General features: G+C 65.2%; 19 protein-coding genes. 8 read left to right on the top strand and 11 right to left on the bottom strand.

Annotated elements, in window-relative coordinates; translation table 11 throughout:
• Positions 1–105: 105 nt before the first annotated feature.
• The 9 genes from ACFMBG_RS03750 to pcaF form a co-directional block, all read right to left on the bottom strand.
• Positions 106–969: a branched-chain amino acid aminotransferase gene (locus ACFMBG_RS03750; RefSeq protein WP_421053392.1), complete on the bottom strand. Its 864-nt coding sequence runs from the start codon at positions 967–969 to the stop codon at positions 106–108.
• 224 nt (positions 970–1193) lie between these two features.
• Positions 1194–1688 (bottom strand): VOC family protein, encoded by a 495-nt coding sequence (locus ACFMBG_RS03755; protein WP_421053393.1) that lies wholly within the window; start codon positions 1686–1688, stop codon positions 1194–1196.
• Positions 1689–1892: 204 nt separating this feature from the next.
• On the bottom strand, positions 1893–2654 hold the full coding sequence (locus ACFMBG_RS03760) for a Phenylacetic acid catabolic protein (protein WP_421053394.1): 762 nt from the start codon (positions 2652–2654) through the stop codon (positions 1893–1895).
• A gap of 48 nt (positions 2655–2702) precedes the next feature.
• Positions 2703–3776 (bottom strand): 1,2-phenylacetyl-CoA epoxidase subunit PaaE, encoded by a 1074-nt coding sequence (gene paaE / locus ACFMBG_RS03765; RefSeq protein ID WP_421053395.1) that lies wholly within the window; start codon positions 3774–3776, stop codon positions 2703–2705.
• 10 nt (positions 3777–3786) lie between these two features.
• Positions 3787–4260 (bottom strand): 1,2-phenylacetyl-CoA epoxidase subunit PaaD, encoded by a 474-nt coding sequence (gene paaD / locus ACFMBG_RS03770; protein WP_421053396.1) that lies wholly within the window; start codon positions 4258–4260, stop codon positions 3787–3789.
• 127 nt (positions 4261–4387) lie between these two features.
• A complete protein-coding gene (gene paaC, locus ACFMBG_RS03775) occupies positions 4388–5149 on the bottom strand; it encodes a 1,2-phenylacetyl-CoA epoxidase subunit PaaC (protein ID WP_421053397.1) in 762 nt (253 codons plus the stop codon).
• Positions 5149–5433, bottom strand: coding sequence for a 1,2-phenylacetyl-CoA epoxidase subunit PaaB (paaB, locus tag ACFMBG_RS03780; protein WP_008562338.1), 285 nt, complete (start codon positions 5431–5433; stop codon positions 5149–5151). Before paaB ends, paaC begins: the two co-directional genes overlap by 1 nt.
• Before the next feature lie 73 nt (positions 5434–5506).
• Positions 5507–6484 carry a 1,2-phenylacetyl-CoA epoxidase subunit PaaA gene (gene paaA, locus ACFMBG_RS03785; protein ID WP_421053398.1) on the bottom strand — a complete coding sequence of 326 codons (978 nt, stop codon included), beginning with the start codon at positions 6482–6484 and terminating at the stop codon, positions 5507–5509.
• 24 nt (positions 6485–6508) lie between these two features.
• Positions 6509–7711, bottom strand: coding sequence for a 3-oxoadipyl-CoA thiolase (gene pcaF, locus ACFMBG_RS03790; protein WP_421053399.1), 1203 nt, complete (start codon positions 7709–7711; stop codon positions 6509–6511).
• A 277-nt stretch (positions 7712–7988) separates the two neighbouring features.
• On the opposite strand from pcaF, the gene ACFMBG_RS03795 reads away from it, so the two are divergent.
• The 3 genes from ACFMBG_RS03795 (at position 7989) to ACFMBG_RS03805 (ending at position 13498) form a co-directional block, all read left to right on the top strand.
• Positions 7989–9773, top strand: coding sequence for an acyclic terpene utilization AtuA family protein (locus ACFMBG_RS03795; protein ID WP_421053400.1), 1785 nt, complete (start codon positions 7989–7991; stop codon positions 9771–9773).
• 130 nt (positions 9774–9903) lie between these two features.
• Entirely contained in the window at positions 9904–11520 is a 1617-nt protein-coding gene (locus ACFMBG_RS03800) for an acyl-CoA carboxylase subunit beta (protein ID WP_421053401.1), read from the top strand.
• A gap of 10 nt (positions 11521–11530) precedes the next feature.
• Entirely contained in the window at positions 11531–13498 is a 1968-nt protein-coding gene (locus ACFMBG_RS03805; protein WP_421053402.1) for an acetyl-CoA carboxylase biotin carboxylase subunit, read from the top strand.
• A 22-nt stretch (positions 13499–13520) separates the two neighbouring features.
• Here ACFMBG_RS03805 and ACFMBG_RS03810 read toward each other — a convergent pair whose 3' ends face one another.
• Entirely contained in the window at positions 13521–14069 is a 549-nt protein-coding gene (locus tag ACFMBG_RS03810; protein WP_421053403.1) for a GNAT family N-acetyltransferase, read from the bottom strand.
• A gap of 130 nt (positions 14070–14199) precedes the next feature.
• On the opposite strand from ACFMBG_RS03810, the gene ACFMBG_RS03815 reads away from it, so the two are divergent.
• Entirely contained in the window at positions 14200–15825 is a 1626-nt protein-coding gene (locus ACFMBG_RS03815) for a sulfatase-like hydrolase/transferase (RefSeq protein WP_421053404.1), read from the top strand.
• Between the two features lie 130 nt (positions 15826–15955).
• On the top strand, positions 15956–16606 hold the full coding sequence (locus tag ACFMBG_RS03820; RefSeq protein ID WP_421053405.1) for a GntR family transcriptional regulator: 651 nt from the start codon (positions 15956–15958) through the stop codon (positions 16604–16606).
• 50 nt (positions 16607–16656) lie between these two features.
• Here ACFMBG_RS03820 and ACFMBG_RS03825 read toward each other — a convergent pair whose 3' ends face one another.
• Positions 16657–17388, bottom strand: a complete 732-nt coding sequence (locus tag ACFMBG_RS03825; RefSeq protein ID WP_421053406.1) for a type 1 glutamine amidotransferase — start codon at positions 17386–17388, stop codon at positions 16657–16659.
• A gap of 81 nt (positions 17389–17469) precedes the next feature.
• Here ACFMBG_RS03825 and ACFMBG_RS03830 point away from each other — a divergent pair, with 81 nt between their 5' ends.
• From ACFMBG_RS03830 to ACFMBG_RS03840, 3 genes are all read left to right on the top strand, one after another.
• Positions 17470–18729, top strand: coding sequence for a cytochrome P450 (locus tag ACFMBG_RS03830; protein ID WP_421053407.1), 1260 nt, complete (start codon positions 17470–17472; stop codon positions 18727–18729).
• Positions 18730–18839: 110 nt separating this feature from the next.
• Positions 18840–20129 carry a type I glutamate--ammonia ligase gene (locus ACFMBG_RS03835; protein WP_421053408.1) on the top strand — a complete coding sequence of 430 codons (1290 nt, stop codon included), beginning with the start codon at positions 18840–18842 and terminating at the stop codon, positions 20127–20129.
• A 19-nt stretch (positions 20130–20148) separates the two neighbouring features.
• Complete coding sequence (locus ACFMBG_RS03840) at positions 20149–20460, top strand: 2Fe-2S iron-sulfur cluster-binding protein (protein ID WP_421053409.1); 312 nt, start codon at positions 20149–20151, stop codon at positions 20458–20460.
• Positions 20461–20600: the final 140 nt, after the last annotated feature.

The raw sequence follows: 20600 nt of genomic DNA on the forward strand, positions 1-20600 counted from the left end.
CCCGGCACCGTGCGCAGGCACGGTGCCATGCCCAACCGTGCAAGGGCCTTTGGCACAAAGGCCCGGAGCGGGCGGGAGCCCCTGCGGGTGGTACCGGGCCCTGCGTTACGTCTGGCTGCGGGCCCAGTCCCAGTACATTTCACGCACCCGCTTGGCGACGGGGCCTGTTTGATACCGGCACGCGTCGAACGCGGTGACGGGTGTCACCTTGCTCATGTTGCCGGAGAGGAAGATCTCGTCAGCGGTCTCGAAATCCTGATACCCCAGCACGCATTCATGCACCTTGATGCCATCGGCGCGCATGTTCACGATGTGGCGGGCGCGGGTGATGCCGGCCAGAAAGGTGCCATTGGGGATCGGGGTAAAGACCTCGCCATCACGCACCATGAAGACATTGGTGGTGGCGGTCTCCGCCACATTGCCCATGGCATCCAGCGCCAGCGCATTGGTGAACCCCTTGCTGCGGGCCTCCCGCAGCATCCGGGCGTTGTTGGGATACAGGCAGCCGGCCTTGGCGTTCACCACCGCGTTCTCCAGCACCGGGCGGCGGAAGCGGGTGCGGGTGAGCGTCGCGGCGGCCGTGTCCGGCGCCATCGGGATTTCCTCCAGGCTGACGGCAAAGCGGGTGCTGTCCGGGTCCGGGGCAATCAGGGTCCCGTCACCATCGGCGGCCCAGTACATCGGCCGGATATAGACGGCGGAGCCGGGGGCAAACCCTTCCAGACCCTCGCGGATCAGTTCCACCATCTGCTCAACTGAGTGGGTGGGGGTCATCAGCAGCGCCTCTGCCGAGGCATTGGTGCGGGCACAGTGCAGGTCCAGATCCGGGGTCACCCCGTCAAAGAAGCGCGCGCCATCGAATACCGAGGACCCCAGCCACATCGCATGATCCGCCGCGCGCATCACAGCCAGGTCGCCGTCGTGCCAGCTGCCATTGAAATACGTCCGTATGCTGGTGCCCGCAGCCATAGTTTTATCCTCGTCTTGTGCGGGGGAAAGGGTAGGCAGAGAAAGGTCAGCCGTCCAGACCTTTTTCCCCGGAGCATCCGTCTGCGCAGGCGCCGGAGAGGCCGCGTCCCGCAGTTGTGCAGGCTGCGTGATTGCGCCTGCCGCAGCTGGTGGAGGTGCAGGGTAAAGGTCAGTATGCCTGTCCAATTGTTTCGCGCGCGAAACATTCGGACAGCAGGGCTGACCTACTCAACCTCTGCGAGCAAGGCCCGCACGTCCAGTGGGGCAGTTCCCATCGCCAGGCTGCCATCACGCTCGCGCGGCCACTCCGCCTCCGGCCGGTCGCGGTACAGCTCCACCCCGTTGCCGTCGGGATCGCGCAGATAGAGCGCCTCGGACACCCCGTGGTCGGCCGCGCCCTCCAGTTCGATGCCCGCCGCCAGCACCCGCCGCAGCACGGAGGCCAGGCTCTGGCGGTCCGGCAGCAGGATGGCGGTATGATAAAGCCCGGTCATGTCCGGCGCCGGGGCAGGGCCGCCCTTGGAGTGCCAGGTGTTGAGGCCGATGTGGTGGTGATAGCCGCCCGCCGACAGGAAGGCGGCGGAAGTGCCCAGCCGCTGGGTTACTTCAAAGCCCAGCACACCGCTGTAGAACCCGATCGCACGGCCCAGGTCCGAGACCTTCAGGTGCACATGCCCGATGCCAGTGCCTGCGGGGAGTTTTACCGTGCTGGTGTTCATTGCTGCCTCCATGTGCCGTTACCCGGACTATGGGGGCTTCAGCCCGGCAACACCATTGCGCAGGGCCGCACCTGGACCCTGTGCCGTTGCACAGCCGAAGCCCTGGCGGCACAGGCCCGCGCGCCGCCAGGCGCGCCGGGCCCAACCGGGCAAGCGCATCTGTGATGCGTGCTGGCCCGGGCGGGAGCTTGCTGCTTGCGGAGGTTACGCAGGCGTCTGCAGCCCGGCCTTGTCCAGAATCGCGGCGGCGTCCTGCTGCCAGCGGGTCTTCAGATCCGCATTCGGAGTGCGGCGCAGGCCCATGGCCTTCAGACCTTCGAATTTCTCCGAAGCCTCCTGGCCAAAGCTCGCCGCGACCCGCGGCCACCAGTAGCCTGCCAGTTCCTGCAGGCCATCGGTGCCCTGGGCCTCGACCAGCGCCATCAGCCCTTCTTCGGCCAGCTCCGCGTGGCGGGTCTCTACCGGCAGGATGGCGCGGAAGGCTTCGGCCAGCGGCTGGTAGGACACATGGCTCAGCTCCTCCAGCTGCAGCACCACCGCACGGCCCATCAGGAGATTCATCACTACCGCATCGGCCCAGCCTTCCAGCGGGTAGTTGAACACCGCCAGCCGCATGTCGTGCTTGGTCCGGCTCTGGCCAATGTCGGCGTCCCGTTCCAGCCGCGCGGTCCAGGGGTGGTGGTCGGCATAGCGCTCGGTGTCGGCACCGAAGTCACCCATGATCCGCAGCACCTTTTCCGCGTGGTCGGTCTTTTCCAGAACAATACGCGCCGCGGCGATGCGGGCCTTGATGCCGGGGCCTTCGTTGATGATGTCGGCAAAGCCCGCGGCCCCGGCCAGTTCGCTGTCCACGAAGGTTGCCATCAGTTTCATCAGCTCGGCGCGGTAGCGCGGCGGCACGTTGGACGGGTTGGTCAGAACCCCGCCCTGGGCCAGATAGCTTGTGATGCTCATCTCTTCGGACATGAAACGTCCTCCCTGAAAACTCCGGGCTAACCGGTATTTGAAATTCCCTTACTGATCGTAGTCCACGACGACGCTGTCGGTCACCGGGTAGGCTTGGCACGACAGTACATAGCCTTTTTCGACCTCGTAATCCTCCAGCGCGTGGTTCGCGACCATTTCGACCTCGCCTTCCAGCACCTTGCAGCGGCAGGTGGAGCAGACCCCCGCCTTACAGGCATAAGGCGCGTCCATCGCGTTTTCCAGCGCCGCATCCAGCAGGGTCATGTCCTTGCCCATCTCGATGGTCTGGGTGGCGCCGTCCAGGGTGATGGCAGCCTTGGTCTGATTGGCGCTGCTGGCCGCATCTGTTGCGGTGGCCTTGCGCTTGGCGCGGCCCGGCTGGGCGGAGGCGAACAGTTCGAACTTGATCTGGCTGTCCTCAAGCCCTGCATTGCGCAGCGCGGCGGCGATGCCCAGCATCATCGGCTCCGGGCCGCAGATGAAAGCGGTGTCCACGTTTTCGATGTCGATCCAATGTTTGAACAGCTGGGCGCATTTCTCTTCTGTGACCAGGCCGGTGAACAGGTCGATTTCCTGTGCATCCGACTCCAGAATATGGATCACGTTGAAGCGGCCCATGTAGAGGTTCTTCAGATCCTCCAGCTCCTCGCGGAACATGATAGTGTTCACGCCCTTGTTGGCATAGACCAGCGTGAAGGAAGATTTCGGCTCGGCGGCCAGCGTGGTCTTGAGGATCGACAGGACGGGTGTGATGCCGGAGCCGCCTGCAAAGCCCAGGTAGTTTTTCTCGGCCGCCGCATCGAGCGGGGTGAAGAAGGTGCCCATCGGCGCCATGGCCTGCAGGGTGTCGCCGGCCTTCAGCTCGGTGTTGGCCCAGGTCGAGAACGCGCCGCCGTCGACGCGTTTGATGCCGACCTGCAGGATGCCTTCGTCACGGCCTGCACAGATCGAGTAGCTGCGGCGCAGCTCCTCGCCATCGAAGTCGCGGCGGAAGGTCAGGTACTGGCCCTGGGTGAAATCGAACTCCTCAGCCGCGCCATTTGCGGGCTTCAGGGTAACAACCACCGCATCGCGGATGGTCTTGCGGACGTCGGTGACTTCGAGGTCGTGAAAGCGCGCCATCAGGGTCTCCTCAGATGCACTTGAAATAATCAAAAGGTTCGAGGCAGTCCTGGCAGCGCCAGTGGGCCTTGCAGGGGGTCGAGCCGAACTGGCTGACCTTGGTGACATTTTTGCTGCCGCAATTCGGGCATTTTTCCGGTCCGCCCGCGGGCTGAGGCGGGGCGATGCCGTACTCCTCTAGCTTGGCGCGGCCCTTTTCCGACAGCCAGTCGGTGGTCCAGGCGGGGGAGATCCGGGTTTCGATCTTCAGGTTCTCGATCCCCTTGCTGCGAAGCGCAGTCTCGATATCGAGGCTGATGATCGAGGTCGCCGGGCAGCCCGAGTAGGTCGGGGTAACGGAAACAACCAGGGTTCCGCCCTGCCATTCCACGCCGCGGACGATGCCGAGATCGACGACCGAGATGACCGGGATTTCCGGATCCGGCACGGCGTCGAGCCACTCCCAGATCTGGTCAGTGCTTGGCTGAGTTGTCACTTGGCTCATGCGGTTACCCTCATTGGCTGTTCTGCCCGGCAGTGCGCCGGGCAACACCCGTCCAGCCTCCCACGAGGCGGGAGTTTCCTGCCCGCCCTGCCGGACGGGCGATGCCCTCAGTTCTTCGGCCGTGGCCTTACCACTTGGCGCCGGGATAGGCGCGCTGCAGCCATTGCATCTGGGTCAGCAGGTGGCCCAGGTGCTCTGTATGCATCGCACCGGTGCGGCCGCCCTTGTGGGCAAAGCTGCTGTCCGGGATGGTCAGCGTCGCGTCGCCCAGGATGCGGGAGATCAGCGCGTCGTATTCTTCGCGCAAGGACGCCGGGTCGGGTGCGATACCCGCCTTGACCATTTCGGCGTCGGTCTCGTCCGACTGGAACATCTCGCCCACATAGGGCCACAGATAGTCCAGCGCCTCCTGCATCCGGCGGTGGCTTTCCTCGGTGCCGTCGCCCAGGCCCACTACCGTGTCGGCGGAACGCTCCAGGTGATAGGCCACTTCTTTCGAGGCCTTCTCGGCAATCGCGGCAACCCGTTCGTCCGAGGATTTCATCAGCCGGCCCAGCTGGATCGAATGCCAGGCGTCGAACAGGAACTGGCGCATCAGGGTGCGGCCGAAGTCGCCGTTCGGCACCTCGCACAGCAGCACGTTGCGGAAATCCCAAGCGTCGCGCAGGAAGGCGAGGTCGTCGGCGGATTTGCCTTCGCCCTGCACCTCACCCGCGAGGCCAAGCCACATCTGGGTCTGGCCGATCAGGTCAAGCGCGGTGTTGGCCAGCGCGATGTCCTCTTCCAGCACCGGCGCGTGGCCGCACCATTCGCTGACCCGGTGGCCGAGGATCAGGGTGTTGTCCCCCATCCGCAGCAGGAACTGGGTAAATGCCTTTTCGCGGGTCATTACATTGCCCCCACTTCTTCGGGGATGTCGAAGAAGGTCGGGTGGCGGTAGACCTTCGACTCGGACGGCTCATAGAGCGGACCCTTGTCGCTGGGCGAGGAGGCGGAGATGTGGTTTGCTTCCACCACCCAGATCGACACGCCTTCGTTGCGGCGGGTATAGACGTCGCGGGCGTTCTTGATCGCCATCTCGGCGTCCGGCGCATGCAGGGAGCCGACGTGGCGGTGGCTCATGCCGTGCTGGCCGCGGATGAAGATTTCCCAGAGGGGCCATTCGTTTTTCATGTCTCAAATCCTCCTGGCTGAGGGGGCGCTGCGCCGGGTCCCGATAGGGGGCGGAGCGCCGGAATGCTTGGGGTTACTCGGCGGCGTGCTGGCGCGCGGCCTTCTTCTTGGCGTGGGCGAGCAGGCCGTCGCGGACCCAGGCACCGTCGTCCCAGGCCTTGTTGCGGGCGGCGAGGCGGTCCACGTTGCAGGGGCCGTTGCCCTGGATCACGTCAAAGAACTCGCTCCAATCCGGGTCGCTGTAGTCGTAATGGCCGCGCTCCTCGTTCCACTTGATGGTAGGATCCGGCAGGTCGAGGCCGAGGAATTCGATCTGCGGCACCGTCTGGTCGACGAATTTCTGGCGCAGCTCGTCATTGGTGTTGATCTTGATCTTCCATTTCATCGACTGGGCGGAATGGACCGAGTCCTTGTCGGAAGGCCCGAACATCATCAGCGCCGGGAACCAGAGGCGGTTGACCGCATCCTGCGCCATTTTCTTCTGCGCGGGCGTGCCCTCGGCCATCTTGCGGATGGCGTCGAACCCCTGGCGGGCGTGGAAGCTCTCTTCCTTGCAGATACGGATCATCGCGCGGGAATAGGGGCCGAAGGAGGTTCGCTGCAGCGGCACCTGGTTCATGATCGCGGCGCCGTCAACCAGCCAGCCCACCGCGCCGATGTCGGCCCAGTTCAGCGTCGGGTAGTTGAAGATCGACGAATACTTCATGCGCCCGTCGAGCAGCATCTCGGTGAGTTCGTCGCGCGACACGCCCATGGTTTCCGCCGCGCAGTAGAGGTAGAGGCCGTGGCCTGCCTCATCCTGCACCTTGGCGAGCAGGATTGCCTTGCGCTCCAGTGTGGGGGCGCGGGTGATCCAGTTGCCTTCGGGCAGCTGGCCGACGATTTCCGAATGCGCGTGCTGGCCGATCTGGCGGATCAGCGTCTTGCGGTAGCCTTCGGGCATCCAGTCCTTGGGCTCGATCTTCTCGCCCGCGTCAATGCGCGCCTGGAAGGCCGCAAGCTTTTCCGGATCGTCCTGGGTCGCTTCGGATTTGATCATCTGAGCATACATGTCTGGGACCTCCTCAGGGTTTCGTTACACGCGTTCGAGGATCAGGGCGGTGCCCTGACCGACGCCGACGCACATGGTGCACAGGGCATACCGCCCGCCGGTGCGCTGCAATTGGTAGGCGGCGGTCAGCACCAGCCGCGCGCCGGACATGCCGAGCGGGTGGCCCAGTGCAATCGCACCGCCGTTGGGATTAACATGGGGCGCATCGTCCGGAACGCCAAGTTCGCGCAGGGTGGCAAGACCTTGGGACGCGAAGGCCTCGTTCAGTTCGATCACGTCCATCTGTTCGATGCTGAGGCCGGTGCGGGCCAGAACCTTGCGGGTAGCGGGCACCGGGCCGATGCCCATGATGCGCGGCTCGACCCCTGCGGCGGCCATGCCGACGATGCGGGCCATCGGTTTCAGGCCGTTCTTGGCAGCAGCGGCCTCATTCGCCATCAGGATCGCCGCGGCGCCGTCGTTCACGCCCGAGGCGTTGCCGGCTGTCACGGTCTTGTCCGGGCCGTTGACGCCCTTGAGACCCGCCAGCTTCTCAGCCGAGGTGCCGGGGCGGGGGTGTTCGTCGGTGTCCACCACGATGTCATCGCCCTTGCGCTGGGGGATGGTGACCGGGATGATCTCGTCCTTGAAGATGCCGGCCTCATGCGCGGCGGCCCAGCGGGCCTGACTGCGGGCAGCGAATGCGTCCTGATCTTCGCGGGAGACGCCATAGTCCTCGGCCACGTTGTCGGCGGTCTGCGGCATCGAGTCGGTGCCGTACATCTTTTCCATCTTCGGGTTCACGAAGCGCCAGCCGATGGTGGTGTCATAAACCGCGTTGGCGCGGGTAAAGGCGGAGGTGGCCTTGGGCATCACGAAGGGCGCGCGGGACATGCTTTCGACGCCGCCGGCGATGGCCATGTCATAATCGCCGGCCTTGATGCCGCGCGACGCCATGCCGACCGCATCCATGCCGGAGGCGCAGAGGCGGTTGATGGTGGTGCCCGGAACGGTGGTGGGCAGGCCCGCCAGCAGGGCGGCCATGCGGGCCACGTTGCGGTTGCTTTCACCGGCCTGGTTGGCGTCGCCAAAGATCACATCGTCGAGGGAGCCCCAATCCACATCCGGGTTGCGCGCGGCCAGCGCGGCAATCGGCAGGGCGGCAAGGTCATCGGTACGCACCTGGCTCAGCGCGCCGCCGTAGCGGCCGATCGGGGTGCGGGTGGCATCGCAGATGAAAGCATCCATGGGTGTTCGCGTCTCCTGTGGCGGCGGCAGGAAAAGCCGACCGTTGGGTCGGTATTACGATGGAAGATGATTCGCGGCAAGTGAAATGTAACCTGAAACTTTCACCTTTGGAAATTTTGTAACGCGTCCGTGAGGCGGAGCGCGGGGGGCGCGGCAGGGAACGCGGGGTTACTGTTGCGAAGCCAGGGCCTTGGCAGCCAGGCTGGTGGCAGCGGCCCGGCGTCTGCGGGCAAATCCGTGTATGCTGTGAAACGGGCGGCGGCCGGAGGGAGGAGCAATGCCACAGGTTCTGCGCATAGGCGGCGCAGCCGGGTTCTGGGGGGAAGCCTCCCTGGCCACGCCGCAGCTGCTGGCGGCGGGGGGGATGGATTTCCTCGTCTACGACTACCTGGCCGAAATCACCATGGCGGTGCTGGCGCGGGCCCGTGCAAAGGACCCACAGGCTGGCTATGCGACCGATTTCGTGACGGCGGCGATGGCGCCGAACCTGACAGAGATTGCGCGGCAGGGGGTGCGGGTTATTTCCAACGCGGGCGGGGTGAACCCGGAAGCCTGCGCCGCGGCCCTGCGGCAGGAGATTGAAGCCCAGGGGCTGGGTTTGCAGGTGGCGGTGGTTGCGGGCGATGACTTGCTCGGGCGGGTTGCAGAGCTGGCGGCGGCTGCGCCGAAGGACATGTTCACAGGCGCGCCGTTCCCGCCGCTGCAGAAGATTGCCAGCATCAACGCCTATCTTGGGGCTTTCCCGATTGCCGCGGCCCTGGACCGGGGCGCGCATATCGTGGTGACCGGGCGCTGCGTGGACAGCGCGGTGACGCTGGGGGCTTGCATTCACCACTTCGGCTGGGGAGCGGCGGAGCTGGACCAGCTGGCAGGCGGCAGCCTGGCGGGCCATATCCTGGAATGCGGGCCGCAGGCGACCGGCGGCAATTTCACCGATTGGCAGCAGGCGGCCGAGGGCATGGCCGGAATCGGCTATCCGGTTGCGGAGGTCCGCGAGGATGGCTCCTTCGATGTGACCAAGCCTGCGGGCACCGGCGGGCTGGTCTCCCGTGCGACAGTGGCGGAGCAGCTGCTTTATGAGACCGGCGATCCGCAGGCCTATGTGCTGCCGGATGCGGTGTGCGATTTCTCCGGCGTCACGCTGACGGAGGCCGGGCCGGACCGGGTGCGGGTGGCAGGCGCCAGAGGGCGCGGGGTGCCGGATGCGTATAAGACCTGCATGACCTGGCAGGATGGCTTCCGCAGCGGCCATTACTTCACCTTCTATGGCCTTGACGCCGAGGCCAAGGCGCAAGCCTTTGCCAAGGCGGTGCTGGCCCGGTCGCGGGATGCGCTGCACGGGATGAAGCTGCCGGATTTCACCGATGTGAGCATTGAGCTGATCGGCAGCGAAAGCCAGTTCGGCGGGCTGCGGCAGAGCGAGGCCGCGCGGGAGGTGGCGGCCAAGATCGCGGTCCGCCACCCGGAGGCGCGCGGGGTGGGGGTGTTCCTGAAGGAGGCCGTCGGTCTGGGCCTGTCGGCGCCGCCGGGTCTCAGCGGATTTGCGGGTGCCCGGCCCAAGCCGTCGCCGGTGCTGGCGCTGTTCTCCTGTCTGCTGCCCAAGGCGCAGGTGCCGGTGATGGTGCAGGATGCGGCGGGCGGCAGTGCGGTGCGGTCGGCCGCAGGTGTCCCGCTGCAGGCGGTGGAGCCGCCCGCGCCGCCATCAGTGCCAAAAGCGGAAAGAGTGGCGGAGGTGCCGCTGATCCGCCTGGCCTGGGCGCGCAGCGGCGACAAGGGCGACATTGCCAATATCGGGGTGATCGCGCGCAGGCCGGACCTGATGCCCTGGCTCTGGGAGGCGCTGGACGAGGCCCATCTGCGCCGGGTGTTCGGGCACTTCTGGGACGGGCGGATGGAGCGGTTCTATCTGCCGGGAAGCCTGTCGATGAACATCCTGCTGCACGGCGCGCTGGGCGGCGGCGGCACGTCCTCCCTGCGCAACGACCCGCAGGCCAAGGGCTATGCGCAATTGCTGCTGGCGGCCCCGGTGCGGGTGGACGCGGACTTGCTGGAGGAGTTTTGAGAATGGCGGGACACCGCGTCAGATCACTGAGGGCAGCGCCCGGCCCGGCGGGGTGGGCGAGAAGCGCCCGCCCCGTGGGGGGCGGGACGGACGCTGCCCGGCTTTGCCGGGCTGGCTGCGGGAGCGGGCAATGACAGTTTTCCAGACCAAAATCAGCCCGGACAGCGAAGATTTCGTGCAAAACCGCCAGGACATGCTGGCGCTGGTGGACCGGATGCGCGCCCTGGAGGCCCGTGCAGCGGCGAAATCCGAAGAACGCCGCCCGGTCTTCGACAAGCGCGGGCAGCTGTCACCGCGGGAGCGGGTCTCGGCGCTGCTGGATCCGGGGCTGCCGTTCCTGGAACTCTACAACATGGCCTCCTACCTGGTTGATGACCCGGACCCGGAGACCTCGGTCCCCGGCGCGTCGATCATCCTTGGCATTGGCTATGTCGAGGGTGTGCGGGCGATGGTGTTTGCCGATGATGCCGGGATCAATGCGGGTGCGATGACGCAAAAGTCGGTGGACAAGGCGCTGGGCGCGATCGCCATCGCCGAGCGGCAGAAGCTGCCCTTCATCCACCTGGTGGAAAGCGCCGGTGCCGATCTGATGCGCTATACGGTGGAGCTGTGGGCGCATGGCGGCGGTATGTTTGCAGGGCTGGCGCGGCTGTCGGCGGCGGGCAATCCTGTGATCACGGTGCTGCATGGCGCCTCGACTGCAGGCGGGGCCTATCAGCCGGGGCTGTCGGACTACGTGATCGGGGTCAAGGGCAACGGCATGGCGATGCTGGCAGGCGCCGCGCTGGTGCAGGCGGCCACCGGCGAGGTGGCGCAGGACGCTGAGCTTGGCGGCACAGAGATGCATGCCGCAACCACCGGGCTGGTCGAGTATCTGGCCGAAGATGACGCCCATGGCATCGAAATCGCCCGCGAGGTGGTGGCCGGGCTGGGCTGGAAGCCGCGCGCGCCCGCGCTGCCGGATTACGCTGAACCTGTACTGCAGCCTGACGAGATCGCCGGCGTGGTGCCGGTGGATTACCGCAAGCCCTACGACATGCGCGAAGTGGCGGCGCGGATCGCCGATGGCTCGGACTTGCGCGAGTTCAAGCCGGGCTTCGGTCCGGCCACGGTCTGCCTGCACGCGCGGATCATGGGGCAGCCGGTTGGCCTCCTCGGCAACAACGGCCCGCTGGACCCGGACGGGGCGGCCAAGGCCACGCATTTCCTGCAGGCAATGGACCAGACCGGCACGCCGGTGGTCTTTCTGAACAACACCACCGGTTACATGGTCGGCACCGCCTCTGAACGGGCGGGGATGATCAAGCACGGTGCCAAGATGATACAGGCCGTGACCAATCTGCGGGTGCCGAAGATCGCTCTCTACATCGGGGCGAGCTTTGGAGCAGGAAATTACGGCATGTGCGGCTATGCATTCGGGGCCGATTTCCTGTTCACCTGGCCCAATGCAACGACCGGAGTGATGGGCGGCGAACAGGCTGCGCTGACGATGGAGCAGGTCGCCCGGCGCGCGGCAGAGCGCAAGGGGGCGGAACCGGACGAGACGCGGCTGGCGGCGCAGCGCGCAAAGATCACTGCGCATTTCGACGGTCAGTCGGACGCCTTCTATACCTCGGGGCGGGTGCTGGACATGGGGATGATCGACCCGCGCGATACCCGCCGGGTGATCGGCTACTGCCTGCAGACTTGCCTGGAGGCCCGTGCGCGGGTTCTCAACCCCAACAGCTTTGGCGTGGCGCGGATCTGACGGGGGCGGGATGAGCAGTTTTGACACGATCCTGGTGGCGAACCGCGGCGAGATCGCACTGCGGGTGATGCGCACGGCGCGGGCGATGGGGCTGAAAAGCGTTGCGGTCTATACCGAAGCGGATGCTGCCAGCCCGCATGCTGCCTTTGCCGATGTCTCCATCTGCATCGGCGAAGGCCCGGCGGCGGACAGCTACCTTGCAGTAGACAAGGTCATCGCCGCCGCCAGGGAGGCGGGGGCAGGGGCGGTGCATCCGGGCTATGGCTTCCTGTCTGAAAACGCGGAATTCGCCCGCGCCTGTGCAGCCGCCGGGCTGGTCTTCATTGGCCCGTCTCCCGAAGCGATTGCCCTGATGGGCAACAAGGCCGCCGCCAAGCGCAAGATGATTGCGGCGGGTGTGCCTTGCATGCCCGGCTATGAAGGCGCGGATCAGGCACCGGGTGTGCTGTCGGCGGAGGCGGACCGCATCGGCTTCCCGGTGATGATCAAGGCGGCCGCGGGCGGCGGCGGCAAGGGGATGCGGCTGGTGCGGCAGGCGGCGGATTTCAACGCCGCCTTGCAACTGGCCCGCAGCGAAGCGCAGGCGGCCTTCGGCTCGGATCAGGTAATCCTGGAAAAGGCCCTGCTGCGTCCGCGCCACGTGGAGGTGCAGGTGTTTGGTGACGCCCAGGGCCAGGTGATCCATCTGGGGGAGCGCGATTGTTCTGTCCAGCGCCGGCATCAGAAAGTGGTGGAGGAGGCGCCAAGCCCGGCGGTGGACAGCGCCTTGCGCGCCCGGATGGGGGCGGCGGCGGTCAAGGCTGCGCAGGCCATCGGCTACCAGGGGGCGGGTACGGTCGAGTTCCTGCTGGATCAGGGCGGGGCGTTCCATTTCCTGGAGATGAACACCCGGCTGCAGGTGGAGCATCCGGTGACGGAGATGATTGCCGGGCTGGACCTGGTGGAGATGCAGATCCGGGTGGCGCGGGGAGAGCCCCTGGGGCTGGCGCAGGACGACGTGCAATTGGAAGGTCACGCCATCGAGGTGCGGCTCTACGCGGAGGATCCGGTGCAGGGCTTCCTGCCGCAGGCCGGCCGGATCGCGCAGTGGCAGCCCCCCGGCGGCGATGGCATCCGGGTGGATGGCGGGATCGCGGCGGGGCAGGATGTCTCTGCTTTCTATGACCCGCTGCTGGCCAAGCTGATTGCGCATGGCCGCACCCGGGAGGAGGCGCGGCAGCGGCTGGTGGCAGCTCTGCGGGACTGTGTGCTGTTCGGGCCGGCGTGCAACCGGGACTTCCTGCTGCAGGTGCTGGTGCATCCCGAGTTTGCCGCTGGGAGTACCGCCACCGATTTCATTGCCAGCCATTTCCCGGACGGGCTGGATGGGCATATGCCCTCCAGTGACACGGCTTTGGCGGCAGCGCTGATCTTCCGCGCGGAACAGCGGCGGTGCGCCGCGGCGGCTGGCGGCGTGACGCCGGAACTGCTGGGCTGGTCGAGCCGGGGCAGCCTGCAGTCCGCTGTGCGCCTGGAGTGCAACGGCGAAACCCAAAAGCTTCAAGTCCGCGAAGAACCGGGGCAGCTGAATGTGACCAGCGGGGGCTGGCAGCATAGCGTGATGGGAGGAGGCCGCGGCCTGCGGGTTGACGGCAGGCGGGCGGATCTGCGGTCCTGGCATCTGGAGGGCGATACGTTGCAGGTGGCAACCGGCGCGCGGATCTTCTCGGCCACCCGCCTGCGGGCGTCAGCTGTGAGGGATGCCGCCGGGCAAGCCGGGCAGGTTGTTGCGCCGATGCATGGGCTGCTCCGGGAGGTCTGCGTGGCGGAAGGCGACAGGGTCGCCGCGGGCAGCCGTCTTGCGGTGGTGGAAGCAATGAAGATGCAGCATGAAATCCGGGCGGAGGCACCGGGTGTCGTTGCGGCGGTTGCGGGGCGCCCAGGCGAGCAGGTTCAAGCCGGGCAGCTGCTGCTGGAAGTCACACCGCAGAAAGGCTGACGACGGGCGGGAGCGGCTGGTCTCAGGTTTCTGCAGGGGGCCAGCTGCCGCAGTACTGCAAAACTTCGTTCGGGTACCGGTTGTCCTGGATCTGGAAGTGGGTCAGTCCCGCCGGTTCAAAGCCGTGCCGGAGATAAAAGGCGATGGCGCGCTGGTTCTGCGGGTTGGCCGCAAGCCACGGGGCGTCCCATGCCTTTGACCGGCACGTCTGCAGCCCGGCAGCCAGAAGATCCCGTCCGATGCTTTTGCCCTGATGCCGGGGCTGAACGTTGAGCGTCGAAATCTCTGTTCGGGAGGGCCCGCCGGCCGGGCTCGGCCTGCCGTGGCTGATACGGATGTAACCGTCGATACCTTCCTGGTTTTGCGAAACGATCAGGTGTTCCGCAGGGTTTTGCAGGGCTTTGGAGAAATGTCCCGGCGTGTAAGTGACCAGCAGGTATTCTGAGAAGACCCTGTTGATGCCGTTAAATAAATATGTGCCCAGCCAGACCTCGATGGACAGGGCAGCCAGGCTGGCGCAATCGTCTTCGGTTGCGGGCCGTAGGGAAACAGCGGGGAATGCCGGGGTCATGATGGTATTCTAAATCGGTTTCACAATGCGCTCCACTAATCCGCGGCTCTTGCGGGGCAGTCAAGGAAATGTCCTCGTCAAGGTTGCTTCACTTGTTTAATAATGCCGCAGCACTGTGCGGGAGGCGCCGATGAACATTCTCTACATCATGTTCGACCAGTTGCGGTTCGATTACCTGAGCTGCGCGGGCCATCCGCATCTGCACACCCCGCATATCGACGGGCTGGCCGCAAAGGGCGTGCGCTTCACCCGCGCTTATGTGCAGTCGCCCACTTGCGGTTCGTCCCGGATGTCGAGCTATACCGGGCGCTACCCCTCCAGCCACGGGGTGCAGTTCAACAGCTACCCGCTGCGGGTGGGCGAATGGACCATGGGCGACCATCTGCGGAAGGCGGGGATGGGCTGCCACCTGATCGGCAAGACGCATATGGTGGCGGATGCCGAGGGCATGCAGCGGCTGGGACTGGCGCCGGACAGCGTGATCGGCGTGCGCCAGTCGGAATGCGGCTTTGACCCCTGGGTCCGCGATGACGGGCTGTGGGCGGAAGGGCCGGACGGCTTCTATGACACCAAGCGCAGCCCCTATAACGAATACCTGAAAGCCAAGGGCTACCCGGGCGAAAACCCGTGGAACGACTTCGCCAATGCCGGGATCGAAGGAAATGACATCGCCTCCGGCTGGTTCATGGTCAATGCCGACAAACCTGCCAACATTGCCGAGGAAGACAGCGAAACCCCCTGGCTCACCACCCAGGCGATGGAGTTCATCGCCCAGGCGGATGGCCCCTGGTGCGCGCATCTCAGCTATATCAAGCCGCATTGGCCCTATATCGTGCCCGCGCCCTATCACAATATGTACGGGCCGGAGCATGTGCTGCCGGCGGTGCGCTCGGAGGCAGAGCGCGAAGACGCGCACCCTGTGTTCGACGGCATGATGAACAATCAGATCGGCAAGACCTTCAGCCGCGATGAGGTGCGGGAAAAAGTAATCCCCGCCTATATGGGGCTGATCAAACAGGCCGATGACCAGATGGGCCGCCTGTTTGCCTGGCTGGAGGAGACCGGACGGATGCAGGACACGATGATCGTGGTGACCTCGGACCATGGCGACTACCTTGGAGATCACTGGCTGGGGGAGAAGAACCTGTTCCATGAGCCGTCGATCAAGGTGCCGCTGATCATCTTCGACCCGCGCCCGCAGGCCGATGCCACCCGCGGCACCGCTTGCGATGCGCTGGTGGAGGCGATCGACCTGCTGCCGACCTTCCTGGAGGCCGCGGGCGGCGAGCCTGCGCCGCATATCCTGGAAGGGTGCTCTCTGACGCCGTTCCTGCGCGGCGAAAGCCCCAAGTGGCGGGACTATGCGGTTGCGGAGTTCGACTATTCCACCATGCCGCTGTGCGAAAAGCTGGGGTTGGAGCCGAAGGACGCGCGCCTGTTCATGGTCACGGACAAGCGCTGGAAGTTCATGCATGCCGAGGGCGGGCTGCGGCCGATGCTGTTTGACATGGAGAATGACCCGCAGGAGCTGGTGGATCTGGCCAAGGGCGGCGCCCATCAGGAGATCATCGATCTGATGTATGACCGGCTGCTGGAATGGGGCCTCAGGATGTCGCAGCGGATCACCCTGTCGGATGCGCAGATCAAGGCGCGCCGCGGCAAGTCCGGGCGCAAGGGCATTCTGCTGGGCGTCTATGAGGCGGATGAGGTAGCGCCGGACCTGACGGAAAAATACCGCGGCCCGGTGCCGCGATAACCGCTCTGTATATTCACCTTTGCAAAAATACTCCGGGGGAGCCCGAAGGGCGGGGGCAGCGCCCCCAACCCGCGTTGCCAACGCGCGGGCAGGCTCTTAGGGTGTCCGGACCGGTAAAGCAGGCGGAGCAATGGCAGGTCAGACGGAACAGGTTCTGAACGCGATCCTTCAGGATATCGAAGCTGGACGGCTGGTGCCTGGCGCGCCCTTGGAGGAAAGCGAGCTGGTGGAGCGCCACGGGGTGTCCCGCACGCCGGTACGCGAAGCCTTCATCCAGCTGGAAGCCATCGGACTGATCAAGCGCCTGCCGCGCAAGGGCGCGGTGCTGTTCAAGCCGACCCTGGAAGAGTTCCTGGCGATCCTCGAAGTGCATGCCCGGCTCGAGGGGCAGGCGGCGGCGCTGGCGGCGCGGCGCTTGTCTCCAGCGCAAGCCAAGGAGCTGGAGGCGGCTGTAACAGCCTGCGAGAAGCATGCCGAGGAGAAAGGGGATGGCGATCCGGCCGGCTATTACCAGCTGAACCTGCGGTTTCATGCCTGCGTGGCGGAAGGCTCCGGCAATCCGTTCCTGGTTGAGATGATCAAGACCAACGCGCGCAAGCTGATGGCTTATTACCGGGCGCGCTACCGCTATCCCGGTGTCATTGCGCGATCCGCCAAGGAGCACCGCGAGATTGCTGCTCTGATACTTGCCCATGACCGGGAAGGTGCGGAAGCGGCGATGATCGCGCATGTACAGTTCGATCAGGTCACGGTGATGGATCTGCTGGCGGCGCTGGGCTGATGCGGAGCTGAACGGGGCCTGACGGCCCCGTGCCTGCGGCGCGAGTATTTTTACAAAGAAGAAGCGGCAGAGGCAGGGCGCGAGGCCAGTTCGAAGAAGCGCGCGAGGCTTTCCGCAAAAGCTTGCTGATCGGAATGGTCTGCCAGGCTGTTTAAGGCGCGGGCATGGACAGCCGGGCCAAGGTCTTCCCGCATTTCCTCGCTGAGCGCGAGGATGAAGTCATGGGTCATCTCCGGGTGGTGCTGGGTAGTGAAAATGTGGCGGCCCAAGGTGAAGCCCGTGTTGATGCCATCTCTGCTGCTGAAGGGAGTTGCGTCATCCGGCAGTGTGCTGACGCATTCGCAGTGGGAGCCGTAGAGCTTGATTTCATCCGGCAGGGCCGCGGCCCAATCCGGGCGGTGCAGCAGCCGGTTGCGGGTCAGGCCGTGGACCCAGCCATTGGTGTTGCGGTCCAGGCTGCCGCCAAGCGCCAGGGCAATGGCCTGATGGCCGAAACAGGCGCCGAACAGAGGGAAATGGCGGGCGTGCGCTGCGCGGATCAGCTCCAGCAGTTGCGTGATCCAAGGCGCGCCGGAGCGGACAGAGGCGGGGCTGCCTGTGATCATCGCGCCGTCAAAGGCAAAGAGGTCCTCCGGGAACACGCCGTCCTTCACGGCAAACACCGAAGCACGCCAATCAGGCCGCGCCATCTGGATCAAATCGGTGAATTTCTCACCGTCCTTGGGGTGCCTTTGGGCGAATTCGCTTTCGTCGGTGTTGGTCATCAGGATGGCCAAGTGCATGAGAAGGCTCGCAAGATTTCATTTTACATATTTATGCTCCTCATTAATATACATTTAGCAAGCTAGATAGGGAAGCCCGCAATGACAGTTTGGACCCCGACGGACGACGGCCATGCGGATCTGAGCAGCCACGATGCCTTTGCCAGTGGCGCGCCGCACAACACCTTTGCCCGGCTTCGGCGTGAGGACCCGCTGCACTGGACCGAATACGCGGGCGGCAAGAATTTCTGGTCGGTCACCCGCTATGAGGACATCACGGTGATGAACAAGAACACCGAGGTATTTTCCTCCGCCCGCGGGATCCGGATGGAGGACCAATCCTACGAGGAATATCTGGCGCGGCGCACTTTTCAGGAAACCGACCCACCGGAGCATTCCAAGGTGCGGATGAAACTCTTGAAGGCCTTCTCCAAGACCACGATGGCGCAGTATGAGCAGGATATCCGCGACCTCTGTGCGGACATTCTGGATCAGGCGCTGGCCAAGGGAGAGTTTGACGCCACCAAGGAGATCGCCCGCCAGCTGCCGATGCGGATGCTGGGCCGGGTGGTGGGCCTGCCGGAGGCGGATCTGCCCTGGCTGGTGGAAAAGGGCGATGCACTGATCGCCAACACGGACCCGGACTTCACCTCCCATGTGCTGGACAAGATGCAGACGGATGAATTCCGGATGATGCCCTTCAACTCGCCTGCCGGAGCGGAGCTGTACGTTTATGCCAAGGAGCTGATGGAGGAGAAGGCGCGCAAGGGCGATACCTCGGGCGTGCTGAACCTGATCCTGGAGCCGGCCAAGGACGGCTCTGTGATCACCGAGACCGAGTTCCGGAATTTCTTCTGCCTCTTGGTGGCGGCGGGCAATGACACCACGCGCTATTCGATTGCCGCGGGCATCCAGGCGATGTGCCACCAGCCGGAGCTGCTGGCGCAGATGCAGGAGGGCGGCGAGGTCTGGGACACCGCGGCGGATGAGATCATCCGCTGGGCAACGCCTGCGCTCTACTTCCGCCGCACCGCGACGCGGGATGTGGAAATGCATGGCAAGACCATCCGCGAGGGCGACAAGGTGCTGTACTGGTTTGTCTCGGCCAACCGGGACGAGTCGCAGTTCGACGATCCATTTCACGTGAATCTGCACCGCAGCCCGAACCGTCATCTGTCGTTCGGCCAGTTCGGACCGCATGTCTGCCTCGGCATGTGGCTGGCGCGGCTGGAGGTCACGGTGCTGTTTCAGGAACTGGCTAAGCGGATCCGGCATATCGAGGCTGCCGGGCCGCATAAATTTCTGCGCTCGAACTTCGTTGGCGGCATCAAGGAGTTGCCGGTCAGGGTGCAGGCTGCATAGAGGCCGGGCCTCCCCGCAGGAAAGACTCTGCGAAAACCGCTAAATATGTTAAGCAAAAAGGCACGGGAAAACGCTGCCGAAGACTGTCCAGCAGGGAAGGACCTTGAGCCATGAAGACCCGCTTGCGCGCGATGTTCTGCGACCACCTCAGCATCATGCGGGGGAAGTATCTGCCCAATTCCAAGATCGGGGATGGCAGCACGCGTTTTTGCCGGTCGGTCTTTGGCACTCATTACGACAAGGATCTGCTGGATGCGCCGGGTTCAATGGTGAAGCAGGGCCTTCCGGATATGGAGCTGAAATGGCTGCATGACGATATCCGCGACAGCTGGCATGCCTCGACCAAGGTGGTTCTGGGAGATCTGTATGACGATGAAGGCGAGCCGCTGGCGCTGTGCCCGCGCTGGGCGCTGAAGCGGGCAGTTGCTGATTGGCAGAAACATGGGCTGATGCCGAAGGTCGGGATCGAGCTGGAGGCCTTTGCCCTGCAGGCGGATGAGCAAGGGCGGCTGATGCCCTATGACGCGCCGGGCGGGGTGGTTTATGGCACCGGCCCCTTTGCCGATCCCTTGCGCTTCAACGACCGGATCTGGGCGATGGCCGATGACATGGGCTTTTCGCTCGACATGATCACCGCCGAGTTCGACAGCCCGCAGTTCGAATACACGCTGACCTTTGATGACGCAGTGAAGGCGGTGGATGACATCGTGCTGTTCCGCCTGATGGCGCGGGAGGTGGCGCTGGAATACGGCATCGTGCTGACGTTCATGCCGAAACCGGTGGCTGAGGCCGGAGGATCGGGGATGCACATCAACTTCTCCTTCCTGGACCAGGCGGGCGGCAATGCGCTGTCCGCGGGGCCGCGGGGCGGGCCGGAGCATATGAACGATCTGGCGCGCGGCTGCCTGGCGGGGCTGCTGCATCACCACAAGGGGCTGGCAGGGCTGATTGCACCCACGGCCAACAGCTACATGCGGCTGCAGCCGGGCTCATTGTCGGGCTATTGGCAGAACTGGGGCGGCGACCACCGCAACGTGACCACGCGGATCAGCTCGGAAGGCGGCGCCAAGGCGCGGCTGGAGCACCGGACGGCGGATGCCTCGGCCAATCCCTACACGGCGGTGGCATCGGTGCTGCAGGCGGCGCGGCTGGGGGTCGAGAACGCCTACCAGCTGCCGCCGATGGAGACCGGCGACGGCTTCGACCGCACCGATGCGCGCGAGGGCACGGCGGTGGACCTGAAGGGGGCGATGAATGACCTGGAACGGGACACCGCGCTGGCAGATGCGGTCGGGCCTGAGCTGGTGGCCAACCACGTCTTCATGAAGCGTAAGGAAGTGCGCAAGACCCGTGACCTGGAAGGTGACGGGATGCGCGACTTCTACGTGCATTTCATCTGACTGCCCGCGGGAGGGAAACGTGAACGTAACCTGGAAGCTGCCGGGCGGCGAAGCCGTAACGGCGGCGGTGGGCTATGGCCAGAGCCTGATGGAAGCGGCGCTGGCCCATGATGTGCCGGGCATCGCGGGTGAGTGCGGCGGCTGCCTCGCCTGCGCCACTTGCCATGTCTATGTGGACCCGGAGTGGGCCGTGAAATGCGGTGTGGCGGGGGAGTTCGAGGACGCCATGCTGGATCTGGTGGCAGACAGGCGGGAGACCAGCCGCCTCAGTTGCCAGATCGAAACACATCCGGACCTGGACGGGCTGGTGCTGGAGGTGCCGGAGGGCTGAAGTCCGCAGTATTCGGAAGTTCCTTCAGCAGGCGCGGCTGCGGCAGCTGCACCTGTTTCCGTATCACGCTGCCGCGCCGCGCCAGCGGCGCCGCCGGAGGCGCGGGCCCGCCATGGCATCTGGTGGCGCCCGGACCTGGC

Source organism: Leisingera coralii (genome assembly GCF_049056525.1).
GTDB lineage: Bacteria > Pseudomonadota > Alphaproteobacteria > Rhodobacterales > Rhodobacteraceae > Leisingera > Leisingera coralii.

Coding starts and splice junctions, on each gene's coding strand:
- ACFMBG_RS03750 (WP_421053392.1), bottom strand. CDS start 969: ATGGCTGCGGGCACCAGCATACGGACGTATTTCAATGGCAGCTGGCAC.
- ACFMBG_RS03755 (WP_421053393.1), bottom strand. CDS start 1,688: ATGAACACCAGCACGGTAAAACTCCCCGCAGGCACTGGCATCGGGCAT.
- ACFMBG_RS03760 (WP_421053394.1), bottom strand. CDS start 2,654: ATGTCCGAAGAGATGAGCATCACAAGCTATCTGGCCCAGGGCGGGGTT.
- paaE (WP_421053395.1), bottom strand. CDS start 3,776: ATGGCGCGCTTTCACGACCTCGAAGTCACCGACGTCCGCAAGACCATC.
- paaD (WP_421053396.1), bottom strand. CDS start 4,260: ATGAGCCAAGTGACAACTCAGCCAAGCACTGACCAGATCTGGGAGTGG.
- paaC (WP_421053397.1), bottom strand. CDS start 5,149: ATGACCCGCGAAAAGGCATTTACCCAGTTCCTGCTGCGGATGGGGGAC.
- paaB (WP_008562338.1), bottom strand. CDS start 5,433: ATGAAAAACGAATGGCCCCTCTGGGAAATCTTCATCCGCGGCCAGCAC.
- paaA (WP_421053398.1), bottom strand. CDS start 6,484: ATGTATGCTCAGATGATCAAATCCGAAGCGACCCAGGACGATCCGGAA.
- pcaF (WP_421053399.1), bottom strand. CDS start 7,711: ATGGATGCTTTCATCTGCGATGCCACCCGCACCCCGATCGGCCGCTAC.
- ACFMBG_RS03795 (WP_421053400.1), top strand. CDS start 7,989: ATGCCACAGGTTCTGCGCATAGGCGGCGCAGCCGGGTTCTGGGGGGAA.
- ACFMBG_RS03800 (WP_421053401.1), top strand. CDS start 9,904: ATGACAGTTTTCCAGACCAAAATCAGCCCGGACAGCGAAGATTTCGTG.
- ACFMBG_RS03805 (WP_421053402.1), top strand. CDS start 11,531: ATGAGCAGTTTTGACACGATCCTGGTGGCGAACCGCGGCGAGATCGCA.
- ACFMBG_RS03810 (WP_421053403.1), bottom strand. CDS start 14,069: ATGACCCCGGCATTCCCCGCTGTTTCCCTACGGCCCGCAACCGAAGAC.
- ACFMBG_RS03815 (WP_421053404.1), top strand. CDS start 14,200: ATGAACATTCTCTACATCATGTTCGACCAGTTGCGGTTCGATTACCTG.
- ACFMBG_RS03820 (WP_421053405.1), top strand. CDS start 15,956: ATGGCAGGTCAGACGGAACAGGTTCTGAACGCGATCCTTCAGGATATC.
- ACFMBG_RS03825 (WP_421053406.1), bottom strand. CDS start 17,388: ATGCACTTGGCCATCCTGATGACCAACACCGACGAAAGCGAATTCGCC.
- ACFMBG_RS03830 (WP_421053407.1), top strand. CDS start 17,470: ATGACAGTTTGGACCCCGACGGACGACGGCCATGCGGATCTGAGCAGC.
- ACFMBG_RS03835 (WP_421053408.1), top strand. CDS start 18,840: ATGAAGACCCGCTTGCGCGCGATGTTCTGCGACCACCTCAGCATCATG.